The 17,139-nt window shown below is 72.5% G+C and carries 12 protein-coding genes; 9 read left to right on the forward strand and 3 right to left on the reverse strand.

Annotation, left to right across the window (positions count from 1 at the left end; genetic code table 11):
* Positions 1 to 1,304: 1,304 nt before the first annotated feature.
* Positions 1,305 to 4,223, reverse strand: coding sequence for a helix-turn-helix transcriptional regulator (locus Apa02nite_RS32455; protein ID WP_203828437.1), 2,919 nt, complete (start codon positions 4,221 to 4,223; stop codon positions 1,305 to 1,307).
* A gap of 181 nt (positions 4,224 to 4,404) precedes the next feature.
* Positions 4,405 to 5,004, reverse strand: a complete 600-nt coding sequence (locus tag Apa02nite_RS32460; RefSeq protein WP_203828438.1) for a hypothetical protein — start codon at positions 5,002 to 5,004, stop codon at positions 4,405 to 4,407.
* 169 nt (positions 5,005 to 5,173) lie between these two features.
* On the opposite strand from Apa02nite_RS32460, the gene Apa02nite_RS32465 reads away from it, so the two are divergent.
* From Apa02nite_RS32465 to Apa02nite_RS32505, 9 genes are all read left to right on the forward strand, one after another.
* Positions 5,174 to 6,481: an efflux RND transporter periplasmic adaptor subunit gene (locus Apa02nite_RS32465; RefSeq protein WP_203828439.1), complete on the forward strand. Its 1,308-nt coding sequence runs from the start codon at positions 5,174 to 5,176 to the stop codon at positions 6,479 to 6,481.
* 75 nt (positions 6,482 to 6,556) lie between these two features.
* A complete protein-coding gene (locus Apa02nite_RS32470) occupies positions 6,557 to 7,276 on the forward strand; it encodes a response regulator transcription factor (RefSeq protein ID WP_203828485.1) in 720 nt (239 codons plus the stop codon).
* A gap of 8 nt (positions 7,277 to 7,284) precedes the next feature.
* Entirely contained in the window at positions 7,285 to 8,781 is a 1,497-nt protein-coding gene (locus tag Apa02nite_RS32475) for a sensor histidine kinase (RefSeq protein WP_203828440.1), read from the forward strand.
* A 104-nt stretch (positions 8,782 to 8,885) separates the two neighbouring features.
* A complete protein-coding gene (locus tag Apa02nite_RS32480; protein WP_203828441.1) occupies positions 8,886 to 10,094 on the forward strand; it encodes an efflux RND transporter periplasmic adaptor subunit in 1,209 nt (402 codons plus the stop codon).
* Entirely contained in the window at positions 10,091 to 10,915 is an 825-nt protein-coding gene (locus Apa02nite_RS32485; protein WP_373873072.1) for an ABC transporter ATP-binding protein, read from the forward strand. Before Apa02nite_RS32480 ends, Apa02nite_RS32485 begins: the two co-directional genes overlap by 4 nt.
* On the forward strand, positions 10,912 to 12,117 hold the full coding sequence (locus tag Apa02nite_RS32490) for an ABC transporter permease (protein ID WP_203828442.1): 1,206 nt from the start codon (positions 10,912 to 10,914) through the stop codon (positions 12,115 to 12,117). The genes Apa02nite_RS32485 and Apa02nite_RS32490 overlap by 4 nt, the downstream gene beginning before the upstream one ends.
* Before the next feature lie 19 nt (positions 12,118 to 12,136).
* Entirely contained in the window at positions 12,137 to 12,712 is a 576-nt protein-coding gene (locus tag Apa02nite_RS32495) for a hypothetical protein (protein ID WP_203828443.1), read from the forward strand.
* 88 nt (positions 12,713 to 12,800) lie between these two features.
* Positions 12,801 to 15,572: a helix-turn-helix transcriptional regulator gene (locus Apa02nite_RS32500; protein ID WP_203828444.1), complete on the forward strand. Its 2,772-nt coding sequence runs from the start codon at positions 12,801 to 12,803 to the stop codon at positions 15,570 to 15,572.
* Between the two features lie 188 nt (positions 15,573 to 15,760).
* Positions 15,761 to 15,994: a hypothetical protein gene (locus tag Apa02nite_RS32505; RefSeq protein WP_203828445.1), complete on the forward strand. Its 234-nt coding sequence runs from the start codon at positions 15,761 to 15,763 to the stop codon at positions 15,992 to 15,994.
* Between the two features lie 127 nt (positions 15,995 to 16,121).
* On the opposite strand, the gene Apa02nite_RS32510 is transcribed toward Apa02nite_RS32505, so the two are convergent.
* Positions 16,122 to 17,123 (reverse strand): TerC family protein, encoded by a 1,002-nt coding sequence (locus tag Apa02nite_RS32510; RefSeq protein WP_203828446.1) that lies wholly within the window; start codon positions 17,121 to 17,123, stop codon positions 16,122 to 16,124.
* Positions 17,124 to 17,139: the final 16 nt, after the last annotated feature.

A 17,139-nucleotide genomic window follows, 5' to 3' on the forward strand; every position in this document is an offset into this window, starting at 1 on the left:
GGTCTGTCCGGGCCAGGGTGTGGTGGCGGTCTGTCCGGGCCAGGGTGTGGTGGCGGTCTGTCCGGGCCAGGGTGTGGTGGCGGTCGGGTCAGGCCGCGGTGTCGTGGCGGGTTGGGATGAGCGACGGCGTTGTGGTGGTCGGCTGAGCAACGGCTCAGTGAGGGCCGGCGGGAGCTGCGGTGTTGCGGAGGCCGGGCCGGGTCACGGTGTCCGGCTGGTCGTCAGGGGTGCCTCCCGGACCGGGAGACACCCCTGACGGCCAGCCGGGCGTCGACCGGCGGGACGGCGTGCCGCGCCTGGCAATGATGTCCGGAAATAGGGGACATCAGGCGTGCGGGCAACGCCTTTGGTCAGATGGGTCCTCGATGGCGTTCGTCCAACGTCAACCCCGTTCGCCGGGCGGGCGTTGCGGCGGCGTGGGGTGAGCAGATGGCCGGGGCCGGTGCCGGGTGCTGCCGTTGCCACCGGCCGCGGGTGTGAACGACGGCGGTCGCGGTGTGGGTTCCCGTTCCCGGCTGGTGCTCAGGGGTGCCTGCCCGTCCTCGAGACACCCCTGAACACCAGCCGGGAACGCGGAGCATGCGGGCGGTGCGGGCGGTGGGGCGGGTGCCGGCGGGTGAACGGTCGTGCGCTCCAGGCCGGGGTGCAACGATCCCGGCCGGGGTGAACACGGTGTCTGCTCGGCGTGAGTGCCGGGCACGATGATCGTCGGCTACCTGGTCCCCGATCCCCCTTGCGGGCGGCGCAGGGGTGCGCGATGCCCGATCGGCTGTGCCTGTCGCTGCTGGCGGGGCGGTGAGAGTCCGCATTGCCAGATCGCGTGCTCCTGCCGCCCACCTGGGGGCGGCATCCGCACGCACAACTCGACCGCGGACCGCCACCGCCCCCGAACCCGACCCACCGCGAACTCCTGCCGCCCCGCCGGTGCCGAGCGCGGATCGCTGCCGCCCCGCCGGTGCCGAGTGCGGATCGCTGCCGCCCCGCCGGCATCGATCACCCCACACCGATCCGGCGAAGCACCACGGAGCGACCGAACATCCCGGCCCGCGACGACGCCCCCGCCCAGCTGCACCCGACCACATCGGACACCGCACCGACGCCGCAGGGCCCTACCGGACCAAAACCGGCACAGCGGCATGGGGGCAAGTTCGGCTGGTGCTTGTGGTTGTCTCGGGGGTGTTGAGGCAGCCGTCAGTGCCAGCCGGGGGAGTTCGGCTGGGGGTGAGGGCCGTTATGAGTCCTACTTGACGGCCGCCAGGACCAGCTGGGCTTGCGCGGCTGGTGATGGGTGCTCGGAACAGGCGTCAGCGGGTGGTCAGGAGGTGGGCCATCTCGGTGCGCGAGCGGACGCCCAGGCGGGCGAAGACGTTGCGGAGGTGATGGTCGACCGTGCGGGGGCTGAGGTGCAGCTCCTGGGCCACCTCCCGGTTGGTGGCGCCCTCGGCGACCAGGGTCGCGATCCGCTGTTGCTGTGCGGTCAGAGCGCCGGTGCCGCGGATGGTCGTCTCCGGTCCGGGCCGTTCGCCGGCGGCACGCAGTTCTCGTACGCTCTGCGCCGCCCACGGATCCGCGCCGAGCAGCCGGAACGTCTCCGCCGCCCGCCGCAGATGCTCCCGCGCCGCCACGTGCCGGCGCTGGCGGCGCAGCAACCGGCCGTAGAGCAACTCGGTGTGTGCCCTCGGGAAGCCGCCCTCGCCGACCTGGTGCAACGCCGCGTGGAAGTGCGCCTCGGCCGCCTCGCCGTCCCGGGTTCGCAGCGCCCGGCACCGGTCGCGCAACGCCAGCCAACCGGCCTGCCCGGTGCGCCCGGCCCACTCGTCGAACGTGGACGCGGTCAGCATCAGCGACTCCCGCCCGGCTGTTTCCAGGCCGGCCGCCTCCAGCAGGTGCGGCACGACCGCGACCCGCAGCAGCACGGAACCCCGCCCGGGCGGACCGGCGACGATCGTGCCCAGCCGTTCCGCTGCCTCGCGGCGTCGCCCGTCGACCAGGTCCAGCAGGGCGAGGGCCCATTCGCACAGTGGCCGCGCCTGGTCGACGGTGCTGGCCGCCTGGATCCGGGCCTGCCCGTTCTCCCGGTCGCCGACCATCGCGGCGAGCACGGCGAGCAGTCCCAGATGGGTGCCGGCGAGAGTGTGTTGCCCGGTGCCCCGGGCCACCGCGGCCCCGTCCAGCGCCGCGGTCGTCGCCGCGTCGTAGTCGCCGGCGGCCATGCCGGCGAGCGCGGCCAGTTCCAGGGCGCGCGGCACCAGGCTGTGTGCCCCTTCCGATCTTGCCAGCAGCGCGGCCCGGCCGGCCGACGCGGTGGCCCGCCGGGCGTCGCCGACCAGGATCCCGGCGGTCGCGGCCCGGATCAGCGGCATCGGCTCGGCGACCCGCCCGGCCAGGTCGAGCTCCTGCCGGAACCGGGTGAACGCGGCACCCTCGTCCCCGGCGGCGATCTCGGCCAGCCCGGCGACGTGGTGATAGGCCATCGTCACCGCGGGCGCTTCGTCGCCGTGCTGCCCGGCCGTGACCCGCCGGGCCAGCGCCGCATACCGGTCCCGCTCCCCGGCCAGGCTGGCCGCCTCCCCGGCGAGCGACAGCGCGTCGAGGGCGGCCGGCGGGTCGGCGTCCCCGAGCTCCGCGGCGACGTCCATCAGGATCTCCCGCGACGCGGGCTCGCCCGGCCGCATCTCCGCCGCGAGCCCGCGCGCCCGCAACCGGGTCCGCGCTCCCGCCTCGCCCACCCGGGCCGCTGTCCGCGCCGGCCGGTCCGTGGTCCGGTCGGCGTCGGTCCGGTCGAGCTTCCGGGCCTGCTGATCGGTGGTCCGGGCATCCCGCGCCGGTGTCTGCGGGCCGGCTTCGGCGGCGTGTTGTTCGGCTCGGCGGAGCAGCTGGCCGGCCTCGTGCGGGCGGCCGGCCAGCCAGGCGCAGCGGGCCGCGTCGAGCAGGGCGGCGTTGCGGTCGGCGGGGGCCGGGGAGAGCTCCGCCGCGTACCGGAAGGCCTCTGCCGCGTCGGACGGCGCGGATGGCGCGGCAGCTCGGGTGAGTGCGGCGGCGAGCGCGGGGTCCGCTGTGGTCGCGGCCGCCGCGCGGTGCAGGAGGGCGTCGAGTTCGCGGCCGCGGGCGGCCGAGACCCGGGCGAGCGCGAGGTGGGCGGTCCGGCGCGCGTCCGCGGACATTTCCCGGTACGCGACAGCGCGCGCCAACGCTGATCCGAAGCGGACAGTGACACCGTCAACGGTGATCAGCCCGGCCCGCTCGGCGGGCAGCAGCCCACCCAGCCCGGCCCCGTCGGAGGCCGGCGCGGGGAGAGCTCCGGGGTCCGGCGCGGCGAGTGCCCCGGGGTCCGGCGCGGGGAGAGCTCCGGGGTCCGGCGCGGCGAGTGCCCCGGAGGCCGGCGCAGGGAGAGCTCCGGGATCCGGCGCGGGGAGAGCTCCGGGGTCCGGCGCAGGGGGAGTGGCGGGAGACGACGTGCGGAACGCCTCGGGAGCCCGCGCCGCGGCGGCGGTGAGCAGGTCGGGGAGGGGAGCCGGGGGATCGGCGGCGGCCAGCAGGAGCAGGTGGCGGGTGGCGGCGGGCAGCGCCTCAAGCTCCGCGCGCAGGCGGCTGAGCAGCGGACTCTCCGGCGGCAGCGTCACCGGGAGTGGGGCGTAACCCCGGCGCTGTTGCGCGGTGAGCGACCTGGCCAGATCGGTCAGGGCGGCCGGATTCCCGCCCGCCAGCGCGGTGACGGCGGTGGCCACGTCGGCGGTGACGTCCGGGGCGTGCGCGGTGATCAGGGCGCGGGCGGCGTCCGGCGGCAGGGGCGGGATACGGAGGGTGGGCAGGCCGCACCCGGTGAGGCTCGGTGGACCGGCGCCCAGGAACGCGATCCGGGTGCCGGCCAGGCGGCGCGCCGCGTAGGTGATCACTGCGAGGGACGGTGCGTCCAGCAGGTGAGCGTCGTCGAACACGCAGAGCAGCGGGCGGTGGGCGGCGATCGTACGCAAGAAGAGCAGGAGGGAATCGCCTGCGGTGACCACGTCGCCGGACGGGTGGGCCTGATCGGACAGGCGGCGGAGGGCGGCGAACCGGAACGTGCGTTCGGCGGCGTGCCCGGGAACGGCGAGGGTGGTGCCGTCCGCGGGGGCAGCGGCGGCGAGCAGGGTGCTGCGGCCGGAACCCGGCCCGCCACAGAGCAGGAGCGCTCCGCCCCGGCCGGCGGCGGCCGCCTCCAGCAACCGGGCAACTTCTTGCACTAAAGGTGCATGAAACATGTCGAGAGTGTTGCGTCCCGCCCACCGAATCGAAAGAAGAACGTCGATGTCGTGCACGGGGTGACATTTCCGGGGTGTTGCGGGGAGATGACACGACCGTGCCGGCATCGCCACGACGGGGGGACGAACGATGCCGGCACGGTGGCCTGTGGGGAGGGGCGGGTCAGGAGCTGGCGGCCGCGCTCGGCTGCAGCACCTTGCAGGTCTCGATCGCCTTCTTGGTGACGGCGTCGGTGGAGTCGATCTTGGTGGTGTCGGTGACGCCGTTGTCCTTCAGGCAGTTCGTGAACGCCGCGTTCGCGCCGTTGCCACCGCCGTTGCCGCGACCGGCGCCCATGCTCGGCCTCACCGAGGCGCAGGCCTCCTGGGCCTTGGTCCAGGTCGCGTCGTCGACGCCCTCCGGCTTCTGGAAGCCGCCACCGAAGCCACCGCCACCGCGCTGGCCGCCGAAACTGCCCGAGGGCCGGGGCTGGCCGGAGGGCCGGGCCTCGCCGCCGTTCGGCGCGCCGGACGGGCGGGTGCCGCCGTTGCCGCCGCCGCCGGGACCGCCGGACGGCATGGTCACGGTCACGCCGTTCTTCGCCAGACATTCCGTGTACGCGGCGAACGCGGTGTTGCCGCCGCCGTTCTGTCCGTCCGAGCCGCTCGTGGCGCTGCTCGTGTCGTCCTTGTCGCCGCACGCCGCGGTGAAGGCCACCGACACGAAAGCCACCGCCGCGCACGCCGCGACCCGGCGGGCCATCTTCGACTTGACTACCGGCACAAGCGTCTCCTCATTAGTCGGGCGGGTACGAGGGCATAGCGAACTAGGGCTTCCTATGCGGAAGATCGGACCAGGCTAGGAATTACCTTTGAGCGGCTCCGGCAGCTCCGAGGGAACTCCGAGGCAGGACCGAGCCCGCGGCGAGGACCACTGGTCAGACTCCTCGACCATGGGTGTTGCACTGGCCGGTCGCCGGCGATTGATCTGGTTCGGCGTGGCGGTCGTCGTGCTCGCGCTGCTCGCTTACGGCGTGATACGAGCGCTGACCGCGGACGGCGCCGAGACGACGAAGGCAGCCGAGACCGCCACCGTGGACAAGGGTGCGGTGACCACCGAGGTGGCCACGACCGGAACCCTGGCTCCGGCGCAGACGCGCAGCCTGTCGTTCGCGGTGGACGGCACGGTGGAGAGCGTCAAGGTCCGAGCCGGGACGACGGTCACCGCGGGCGAGGCGCTCGCGACGGTGAACGACGACGACGCGCAAGATGCGGTCGACGCGGCGCAGGACGCGCTGGACTCAGCGGAGGACACACTCGCCGACGCGAAGTCGGCGAGCACCACGACCAGCACGAGCAGCAGTTCCTGCGACGTGGCAGCGGCGTACCGATTGCCGACCTCCGCCGGCACGACGGTCTCGCCGTCGCCCTCGGCCTCGGCCACCGCTTCGCCGACGCCGTCCGCGACGAGGACCGCGACGGCCAAGCCCACCGCGACCGCGACGAAGACCGCGACGGCGAAGCCGACCGCGACCGCCACGAAAACCCGGGGTACCACTCCGGGCGGCGGAAGTGGCGGAAGTACGGGCGGGACCTGCGCCAGTTCCGGCTCCGGAAGCTCCGGCGGCGGGCAGCAGGGCGGCGGGCAGAGCAGCAGCGGCGACGCCATCCTCAGCGCGCAGCAGCGGGTCAACCAGGCCGAGGTGACCCTGGAGGAGGCCGAGGAGGCCCTCGAGGGCGCCACCATCACCGCGCCGATCGCCGGCCGGATCCTCTCGGTCAGCGGCAAGGTGGGCAGTCAGGTCAGCTCCGGCTCGACGTTCGTCACCCTGGCCGACGTCTACGACATGCAGATCAGCGCCGCCTTCCCGGAGGCCGACGCGGACCACCTGGCGGTCAAGCAGAAGGCGGTGATCACCCTGGCCGACAAGCCGGGCGAGGACTTTCAGGCCACCCTGGTGGTGGTCGACCCGGTCGGCACCAGCGACGGCACGCTGACCACGTTCGGCGTGGTGCTCTCCTTCGTCGACGCGCCGGAGGACCTGCTGGTCGGGCAGAGTGCCCAGGTCAAGGTGACCACCGGCAGCAAGACCGGCGTGCTGCGGGTGCCCACCACCGCGGTGCACGACGTCTCCGGCACCAGCGGCACGGTGCAGAAGGACGGCGGCGCGACGAAGGTGGTGATCGGCCTCCGCGGCGACCAGTACACTGAGATCGCCTCAGGCCTCACCGAGGGTGACGTGGTCTCCCGCTCCTGGTAAATAACAGCGGTCTCATAGCTGATTCAAAGAAAACGTTGATACTTCTTTGCGGTGCTTTCCGAAACCCGTTACCCAGTGACCGTCGGCGAGACGTCGGCGCGGGCCACCCGCGTCCTCGTCGTTGACGACGAGCCGAACATCTCCGCGCTGCTCAGCGCCACCCTGCGGCTCGTCGCCTTCGACGTGCGGGTCGCCGAGACCGGGCACTCGGCCCTGGTGGCGGTGAGCGACTTCGAGCCGGACCTGATCGTGCTCGACGTGATGCTGCCGGACCTGGACGGGTTCGAGGTGGCCCGGCGGCTGCGCGCCGCCGGGACCCGGACCCCGGTGCTGTTCCTCACCGCGCGTGACGCGGTCGAGGACCGGATCCTGGGGCTCTCGGCCGGTGCCGACGACTACGTCACCAAGCCGTTCAGTCTCGAGGAGGTCGTGCTACGGATCCGCGCCATCCTGCGGCGCAGTCAGCCGGAGGAACCGACACCGGACACCGGGGTGCTCCGGTACGCCGACCTGGAATTGGACGAGGACGCTCACGAGGTGCGCCGGGCGGGCCGTCTGATCGAGCTGTCGCCGACCGAGTTCAACCTGCTCCGATACCTGATGATCAACGCCGGTCGAGTGGTCAGCAAGGCGCAGATCCTGGACCGGGTGTGGAAGTACGACTTCGGTGGCGATGGCCGCATCGTCGAGTCGTACGTCTACTACCTCCGTCGCAAGATCGACAAGACCGATCCGCCGTTGATCCACACGGTGCGGGGCGTGGGATACGCCCTGCGAGTGCCCCGCGACGAGTGACGGGGTTGATGCCGCGCTGGCTGCCCTGGCGGCACTGGACGCTACGGTCCCGTCTCGTCCTGGTGGTCGGCATCCTCGCCGCGATCGCGCTGGTCGCGGCGAACGTGACGGGTGTCCTGCTGATCCGCTTCTACCTGCAGGACCGGATCGACAAGCAGCTCACCGGCATGGCGCGGCCGATGACGAACACGCAACCGGACCCGAACTTCGTACCCCGTGGTCGTTTCTTCCGGGTCGGCCCGGACCAGGTCACCTACCTGTACCGGGCGGACGGCACGCTGGACGCCGACCGCAGCTATCCGGCGGACGAGGGCCGTCCGGCGATTCCGTCCTTCCGCGAGCTCGCCGAAAAAGCGGCCGACGCGACGCCCTACACCGTGTCCAGCGCCGACGGCACCGACTGGCGCGTGGTCGCCCTCCCGATCGGGAACACCGGCGGGTACGCCCTGTTCGGCTCGTCCCTCGACGAGATGCAGCAGACCACCGACCAGCTGCTGCTCATCGACGCCGGCGTGATGCTGCTGATCCTGGCCCTGCTCGGGCTCGGCGCGGCCTACGTGGTCCGGCTCGGCCTGCGCCCGCTCACCGAGATGGAGACGGCGGCCGCGCAGATCTCCGGCGGCGACCTCTCCCAGCGGGTGCCCGGCGACGCGCACACCGAACCCGGTCGGCTCGGCCTGGCGCTCAACTCGATGCTCACCCGGATCGAGACCGAGGTGGACGCGCGGACCGCCTCCGAGCAGAAGCTGCGTCAGTTCGTCGCGGACGCCTCGCACGAGCTGCGCACCCCGCTCACCTCGATCCGCGGTTTCGCCGAGCTGTACCGGCGCGGCGGCGCACCGGCCGGCCCGGTGCTGGACGAGACGATGAGCCGGATCGAGGCCGAGGCCGCCCGGATGGGCGTGCTGGTCGAGGACCTGCTCCGGCTGGCCCGGATGGATCAGCAGCGCACCCTGGACCTGCGCCGGGTGGACCTGCTGGAGATCGCCGCGGACACCATCCGGGACGCGCACGCCCGTGTGCCCGGCCGGGCCGTGCTGCTCTCCGGGCTCAGCGACGACGAGGACACCTTCGCGCCCGGCACCGTGCTCGGCGACGACCACGGGCTGCGTCAGGTGGCCACCAACCTGGTCGCCAACGCGCTGAACCACACCCCGGCCGGCACCCGGGTCACGGTCCGGGTGGGGCAGACGGTGGCCACGTCACCGGACGACGCCGCGATCCGCTCCGGTTCCATCACCGTACGTGACGGTTTGCCGGTGGCGGTGCTCGAGGTCGAGGACGACGGGCCGGGGGTGCCGCCGGAGCACGCTCCGCGGATCTTCGAGCGGCTGTACCGGGCGGATGCCAGCCGTACCCGGGCCAAGGGCGGCGGATCCGGGCTGGGCCTGGCGATCGTGGCGGCCATCGTGCACGTGCACGGCGGCTGGATCGAGCTGCACGAGACACCCGGCGGCGGCGCCACGTTCCGCGTGCTGCTGCCGGCCGTCGGTGACGCGCCGTGAGATTCTAAGCTGGCTCCGAGGTTCCGCCGAATCTCCTCCAAGGCCGCGCCCCGAGAGTGTGCGGCATGAAGGTACGCTCTGCTATCCCCGCGGCGGAAAACTAAATGAAAATTCGCATTGGGAGCCGCCACCCCTCCCTGGTGGTCAACGCCGTGATCGGCGTCGTGCTCGTCGCCGGTGCCATCACGGTGTACGAGACATTTGCCGGTTCCGACGACGGGGGAACGGCTGCCGTGGCCTCCCAACGAACGGTGTCGGCCCAAACGGGCACGGTCACCAAGTCCGTGACCGCGGACGGCACGGTGGAGAGCGCGAGCACCGCGAGTGCCAGCTTCGAGACCAGCGGCACGGTCACCGCGATCAGCGTCAAGGTCGGTGACAAGGTCAAGAAGGGTCAGGTCCTGGCGAAGGTCGACCCGGCCGCCGCGAAGCGGACCCTGGCCGCCGCCGAGGCCGACCTGGACGCCGCCAACGACGCCCTGGACCGGGTACAGGACGCCGGCACGGACACCACCGACGCGGAGAACCAGGTCGAGACGGCCCAGCTCGCGGTCGACGACGCGGACGCGGGGGTGGACGGCACGGTGCTCAAGGCACCGATGGCCGGCACCGTCACCGCGGTCAGCGGCACGATCGGCACCTCCGCCTCCGGCACCGGCTCGTCCAGCTCCTCCTCCGGCGGCGGCTCGCAGGGCGGTGGCAGCAGCTCGACGTCCTCGACGTCCTCGACGTCCACCGGCTTCGTGGAGATCGCCGACCTGACCAAGATGCAGGTCGCCGCGGACTTCGCCGAGGCGGACGCCACCCAGCTCAAGGAGAAGCAGGTCGCCACGGTGACCTGGAACGCGCTCAGCGGAACCGAGCAGAGCGCCAAGGTCACCGCGATCGACCCGTCCGGCGCCACCTCGAACAGCGTGGTCACCTACGGCGTGACGCTGACCCTGGACAAGGTGCCGACCGGCGCCAAGGTCGGCCAGACCGTCTCGGTCGTGGTCACCACCGGCAGCAAGGAGAACGTCATCGCGGTCAACTCCGCGGCGATCACCACGGTCGGCAAGCGGCACACCGTGACCGTGGTCGCCAACGGCACCCAGGAGACCCGGTCGGTGGAGATCGGCCTGGCCGGCGACTCGACCACCGAGATCACCTCCGGGCTCACCGCCGGTGAGCAGGTCGTGGTCAAGACCACCTCGACCAGCTCCGGCACCACCGGTCAGCAGGGCGGCGCGGGCTTCGGCGCGGGCGGCGGCAACTTCGGCGGCGGGGGCAACCTCGGTGGCGGCGGCGGCGCGCCGGGCGGGGGCGGACGATGACCCGGCCGGTCCTCGAGGTCCGCGACCTCAAGAAGAGCTACGGCGAGGGTGAGGCCACCGTGCACGCCCTGCGCGGTGTCTCGATGACGGTGCACCGCGGCGACTACGTGGCGATCATGGGCTCGTCCGGCTCCGGCAAGTCGACCCTGATGAACATCCTGGGCGCGCTGGACATCCCGACCACCGGCACGTACCTGCTGGACGGGGTGGACGTCGGCAGCCTCTCCGACGCCCAGCTGGCCCTGGCCCGGAACCGCCTGATCGGGTTCATCTTCCAGTCGTTCAACCTGATCCCGCGGACCACGGCGGTGGCCAATGTGGAGCTGCCACTGGCGTACGCCGGGGTGAAACCGAAGGAACGGCGTCGCCGGGCGCTGGCGGCCCTGGACATCGTCGGCCTGGCCGACCGGGCCGGACACGAGCCGAACCAGCTCTCCGGTGGCCAGCAGCAGCGCGTCGCGGTGGCCCGGGCGCTGGTCACCGAGCCGGCCCTGCTGCTCGCCGACGAGCCCACCGGCAACCTGGACAGCAAGTCCACCGACGACGTGCTGCAGGTCTTCGACGACCTCAGCGCGGCCGGCAAGAACATCGTGATCATCACGCACGAGGACGAGGTGGGCGCCCGCGCCAAGCGGCTGATCCGCCTGGTCGACGGCTCGATCGTCACCGACGTGCGGCAGTCCCCGATCGAGCTGGCGCCGGTCGGTGCGGCCGCCGCGCACGCCAAGGTGCAGTCGGTGGCCGCCGGGCACCTCGCGGCCGGGCACGGCACCGTCGCCCGTGGCTCCGTCTACGCCGCGGGCGGACGGCACACCGCATGAGCTTCTTCGAAGTGGTGCGGTTCTCGCTGCGCGGGCTGTCCGCGAACAAACTGCGCTCGGCGCTGACCATGCTCGGCATCCTGATCGGTGTCGCCGCGGTGATCCTGCTGGTCGCGGTCGGCAACGGCTCGGCCAAGGCGATCAGCGACCGGATCGAGGCGCTGGGCACCAACACCATCACCGTGATGAGCACCGGCCGGGGCGGGTCGAGCAGTACCGCCCTGACCAAGAAGATGGCCGACGCGCTGATCGACCCCGAGCTGGCGCCGGACATCAAGTCGGTGTCGCCGGTGGTCAGCGCGTCGTCGGCGACCATGACGTACGAGGGCACCGACCACGCGGTCAGCACGTTCGTCGGCACCACGCCGGACTGGTTCGGCGCGTCCAGCACCCCGGTGGAGAAGGGCGCGTCGTTCACCGCTGACGACGTGACCCAGGGCCGCCGGGTGGTGGTGATCGGCCAGACCGTGGCCGAGGAACTGTTCCCCGGCATCGACCCGATCGACAAGCAGGTCACCGTGAGCGGGGCGCTGTTCACCGTGGTCGGGGTGCTGAAGGAGAAGAGCTCCACCGGATTCCAGGACCCGAACGACACCGCGATCGCCCCGCTCACCGCGGTGCAGCAGGTCCTCGCCGGGTACGGCTCGCTGACCTCGATCATCGTCGAGGCCAACGACCCCGACAAGGTGGACGCCGTGCAGAGCGAGGTGTCCACGATCCTCAATCAGCAGCTGAAGGTGGACTCGTCGTCCTCGTCGACCACGCCGTACCGGATCCAGAACGCGTCGTCGCTGCTGGAGACGCAGACCGAGACGGCGGACACGTTCACCACCCTGCTCGGGGCGGTGGCCGCGATCAGTCTGCTGGTCGGCGGGATCGGCATCACCAACATCATGCTGGTCACGGTGACCGAGCGGACCCGGGAGATCGGCATCCGCAAGGCGCTCGGCGCGCCCCGCCGGGTGATCCTCAACCAGTTCCTGATCGAGGCGACGCTGTTGAGCGTGCTCGGCGGCGGCCTCGGTGTCGCCGCCGCCCTGATCGGCAGTCAATTCGAGATCGTCGGCGTGAAACCGGTGATCGTGCCCAGCTCGGTCGGGCTCGCCTTCGGGGTGTCCGTCGCGATCGGGCTGTTCTTCGGCGGCCTGCCCGCCGCCCGCGCCGCCCGCCTGCGTCCGATCGACGCGCTGCGCTACGAGTGAGGACTCAACTGTGAACCGGATGAACGACGAGACCGCCCTGTTGCCGGCCGTGTCACCCCGGCCCGAGCCCGACGACGCCGACCACGACGGTCTGGCCGAGGAGCTCGCCAAGGTCGCGCCGAAGAAGTGGTGGAACAAGGGCACGGTCGGGCTGGGTGTCGGCCTGCTGCTGATGGGCGGCTTCCTCGGCGGGGTGTACTCACAGAAGCAGTGGGGCGCGTCGAGCACGACGGCGTCCGGCTTCCCCGGTGGCGGCACCGGCGGCCGTGGCAACTTCGCCGGCGGCGCCGGCTTCCCCGGTGCGAACGCCAGCGCGGCACCGGGCGGCGCCGCGGCGCAGGGCGAAACCGGGACCGCCGCAGCCGCGGCGGCCGGCACCACCGGCACGGTCAAGCTGGTCAACGGCAAGACCATCTACGTGCAGACCGCGGACGGCTCGGTGGTCACCGTGAAGACCGACGGCAGCACCTCGGTCTCGACCGCGAAGAAGGGCAAGCTCAGCGACGTCAAGGCCGGCGACGCGGTCACCGTCGAGGGCGCGACCGGCACGGATGGCACGGTCACCGCCACCTCGGTCACCGCCAAGGGCAAATGATCGTTCAGGTGTGACGAAGCTACCCATTGATGACCACGGCCTCCGCTCCCTAGGCTGACTCCAGCTCAGACCTAGGGGGTGGGCCGCGGTGCCACGCGACGCGCCCATACTGCACGGCCGGGCCGCGTTACTCGCGGAGATCGACGGCAGGCTCGCAGCCGGTGGCGGAGTGGCTCTCTACGGGCCACCCGGCATCGGGAAGACCGCGCTGCTCGACGCCGTAGCCGAGCAGGCCACGACCCGCGGTGAGCTGGTGCTGCGCCTGCGCCCGGCGCTGGGGGAGCGGACCCTGGCGTACGCCGGGGTCGCCGACCTGGTCCGGCAGGTCCCGCCGGAAGCGGTGGCGGCCCTCGCGCCCGCCTCCCGCAACGTGCTCGCCGGCCTGCGGCAGGGCCACCCGCCCCGCACCGGCGTGCCGGCCCTGGCCCGCCGCCTGGTGCTGCCGGCCCTGCTCGCGCACTGCGCCCGGAGCGTGCCGGTGCTGCTGGTCCTGGACGACGTGCAGTGGCTGGACCCGGAGTCGGCCGCCCTGATCGCGTTCGCGATGCGCCGCCGCCCCGGCCCCCGGGTCCGGACGGTCGCCGGTGAGCGCCGCCCCGACCACGCCGGTCACCGCCGCGCCGCCCGGCTCTGCCCGCCACCGGCCACCGAGATCGCCGTGCCGCCGCTCGCACCGGACGACCTGACCGCCATGCTCGAGGCCCGGGGCCTGCCGTGCCGGATGGCCAGCCGGTTGCACCGGGCCAGCGCCGGCAACCCGTTCCTGGCCCTGGCCCTGGGCAGCACCGGCGCCGACGGTCCGGCCTGGCGTCCGGCGCCGCTGCCGGAGATCGTCCGGGACCTGGCCCGGGAACGCCTGACCTGCCTCTCCGACGAGGTGAACGCGACCCTGCTGACCGCCGCGCTGGCCACCGAGCCGACGGTCACGCTGCTGCTGCGGGCCGGCCGGGACGACGCCGACCGGGAGTTGCACCAGGCCGTCTCCGCCGGGGTGGTCGAGGTGGCCGGTGAGGCGATCCGGTTCACCCCGCCGATGATCGCGCAGGTGCTCGTCGAGGAGACACCGGCCGGCGACCGCAGCCGGGCGCACGCCGCGCTCGCCGCGGCCGCGCTGGACGACGTCGAGGCGCTGCGGCACCGCGCGTTGCGCAGCGCCCGTCCGGAGGCGGCGGTGGCCCGGCGCCTGGCCGCGGTCGCCGATCAGTGCGCCGCCCGGGGTGCGGAGCGCACCGCGGCCGAGTTCTACCTGCTCGCGGCGGACCGCTGCCCGCACCACCTGGCCGCTGAACGCCTCGACTGGCTGGTCGCGGCGGCCCGTACCGCGCTCACCGGCGGCTCACCGGCGCTGGCCGGCCGGGCCGCCGAGGCGGTGATCGCGGCCGACGCGCCCGCCGGGCACCGGGTCCGGGCCCGGGTCGTGCTGATCGACCTGGCCGGGCAGGCGCTCGGCGAGATGGGCGAGATGTTCGCGGCCGCGCTGGCCGAGGCCGGCGACGACCCCGCGCTGCTCGCCCCGGTCCGGCTCCGGCTCACCTGGCAAGCCATGATCACCGGGGATCCGGACCGGGCCTTCGCCGAGGCGCGCAGCACCGCCGACATCGCGCATCGGGCCGGCGACGCGACCAGCGAGGCGATGGCGCTCAGCAGCCTCGCCCAGATCCAGCGGATGCGTGGCGAACCGCAGTGGCGCGACTCGCTCACCCGGGCGCTGGCCCTGCCCGCCTCGCCGGCACCGGACTGGCTGCACTACGGCCCGCACTACATGGCGGCCCGTTTCGCGCTGATCGACGACCGCCTCGACGAGGCGCGCGCCGAGCTGCTGCGGCTGCTCGCGGTCGCCGAGCACGACCGGATCGGCGAGGCCCGGGTCGAGGTGCTCCGCAGCCTCTCCGAGGTGGCGACGCGGGCGGGTCGCTGCCGGGAGGCTCTTCGGTACGCCCACCGCGCCGTCCAGGCCGCTCAGGAGGCCGGGCTCAGTCCCGGCCCGACGTGGTACACGGCGGCCGTCGCCGAGCTGGCCGGTGGCAGCCTGACCGCGGCAGCCGGTTTCGCCCAGCGCGGCATCCGGGCCTCCGAACAGGAGGGTGACAACCTCTACCTGCGCCGCAACCTGCACGCCCTGGGCCAGGCCGGTCTGCGCTCCGGCGACTCCCGGGCCGGGGTGGCCGCGCTGCGCCGCCTGCGTGACCTGGAGGCCGAGGCCGGCGGCTCGGACCCGATGATCGTCCGTTGGCACGCCGACCTGGCCGCCGGGCTGGCCGCGCTCGGCGAGCACGTCGAGGCCGCCGAGACCCTGGCCCGCGCCCGCAAGGCCGCCGAGCAGCTGGGCAGCACCCCGGCGCTGGCCGGCTACCTGGACCGGGCGACCGCGATAGTGCACTCGGAGAGCGGCCAGGCGGACTCCGCGGTCGAGCTGTCCACCGCCGCCGCGCACCTGTTCGAGCAGCTGCGGCAACCTGTCGAACAGGGGCACGCGCTGCTGGTGGCCGGGGGAGCGGAACGCCGCCGCCGCCGGTACGCCGCGGCCCGCCTGCTGATCGGCGCCGCGCTGGCGATCTTCCTGTCCGCCGACGCCCGGCCCTGGGCCGAGGAGACCGAGCGCGCCCTGGCCCGCACCGAGGGCAGCCTCGCCCCGGAGCAGGGCCTCACCTCGACCGAGCTGCGGATCGCCGCGATGGTCCGGGACGGTTCCAGCAACCGCGAGATCGCCACCCGGCTCTACCTGAGCGTGAAGACCGTCGAGGCCACCCTGACCCGGGTCTACCGCAAGCTCGGCGTCCGCTCCCGCACCCAGCTCTCGTCCCGGCTGCTGGCCGTCGAGGGCGTCCCGCCGGCCTCCGACACATCGACCGGTGCTTGAGATCACCCCGCGGTCCTGACCAGCACGTCGGCGACGCAGAGTGACCTGGGTTACCGCTATCCGGTGGCGGCGATCACTTTCATCTTCCAGGTTTTACCTGGTCGATTTGGGGATGTCGAACAGGCGCGGCACTGTTGTACCCGGAAGCGACGAGGCTTTCTCCGTCACTATCCGTCAAGGAGTGCCCGATGCCGTTCATCCGTGAAATCCGTACGTCGATCACTGGTCGTCTCGCCGCCCGCCGCGCGCACCGCCAGTTGAGCCAGGAGCTCGCCGCGTTCCGCACCGCTGCCGAACGCACCGAGCTGGACCTGATGCTGGGCCGGCACACCGCCGAGGAGACCCGCGAGATCCACGCCATCCTGAACCAGCAGGACGCCGGGCGCCGGTACCACGCCGCCGCCGGCACGCACCACATGTGAACACCGAGAACCCCGGGTCGTAGGGCCGACCCGGCGGGTTACCGCGTCCGGCCCGGACCGTCCCCAGGCCGTGACTGCTGACCCACCCTCGCCCCCGGTGCTCCCCGCGCCGGGGGCGGTTCACGTTCTACCGCTCCCGTTCGCTGTCGGGTTTCGCCCGCAGGCTCCCGGCGTGCGCTTTCTTGGACGGATCGCGGCTGGATGTGATCAGGCTGGCCACCGTGGTGATCACCAGGATGCCGACGATCACCGCGAGCGAGACCGGCGTGCCGACCTCCGGCACCGACGTGCTCAGCGCCTTGTGCGCCCAGTGCAGGATCAGCTTCACCCCGATGAACGCGAGGATCACGGCGAGGCCGGTGGACAGGTAGACGAGCCGGTCCAGCAGCCCCTTCACCAGGAAGAACAGCGCGCGCAGCCCGAGCAGCGCGAACGCGTTCGCGACGAAGACGATGTAGGCCTCTTCGGTCACCCCGAACACCGCGGGGATCGAGTCGAGCGCGAACAGGATGTCGGTGCTGCCGATCGCCAGCAGCACCAGGAACAACGGCGTGACCATCCGCCGCCCGTCCACCCGGGTGATCATCTTGCCGTCGATGTAGTCCTCGGTCACCGGCAGGAACCGCCGGCCCGCCTTGACCAGGGCATTGTCCTCGATGCTGGGGTCCTCGTCGCGATGCCGGTAGAGCTGCACCGCCGTGAAGATCAGGATCAGCCCGAAGATCAGGAACATGAACGAGAACAGGTTCAGCAGCGTCGCGCCGAGCACAATGAAGATCACCCGCAGCACCAGCGCGATGATGATCCCGAACGTGAGCACTTCCTGCTGGTACCGCTCCGGCACCGCGAAACTGCTCATGATGATGACGAAGACGAAGAGATTGTCGACCGACAGACTCTTCTCGACGATGTACCCGGCGAAATACTCGGCGCCGAAACCCCACCCGGCGACGCTCGCGAACACCAGACCGAAAGCGATCGCCACGCCGATATAGAAGATCGACCAACCGGCCGCCTCCCGGAATCCGACGACGTGCGGCCGTAACACCCCCAGAGTCAGATCGAGGGCGAGCAGAGCGACGATGACGCCGATCGTCAGGGTCCATCCGAGCGCGGTGACCTCAAGCATCCTCAAAGAATCCCCA

This window comes from Actinoplanes palleronii (genome assembly GCF_016862315.1).
Lineage (GTDB): Bacteria > Actinomycetota > Actinomycetes > Mycobacteriales > Micromonosporaceae > Actinoplanes > Actinoplanes palleronii.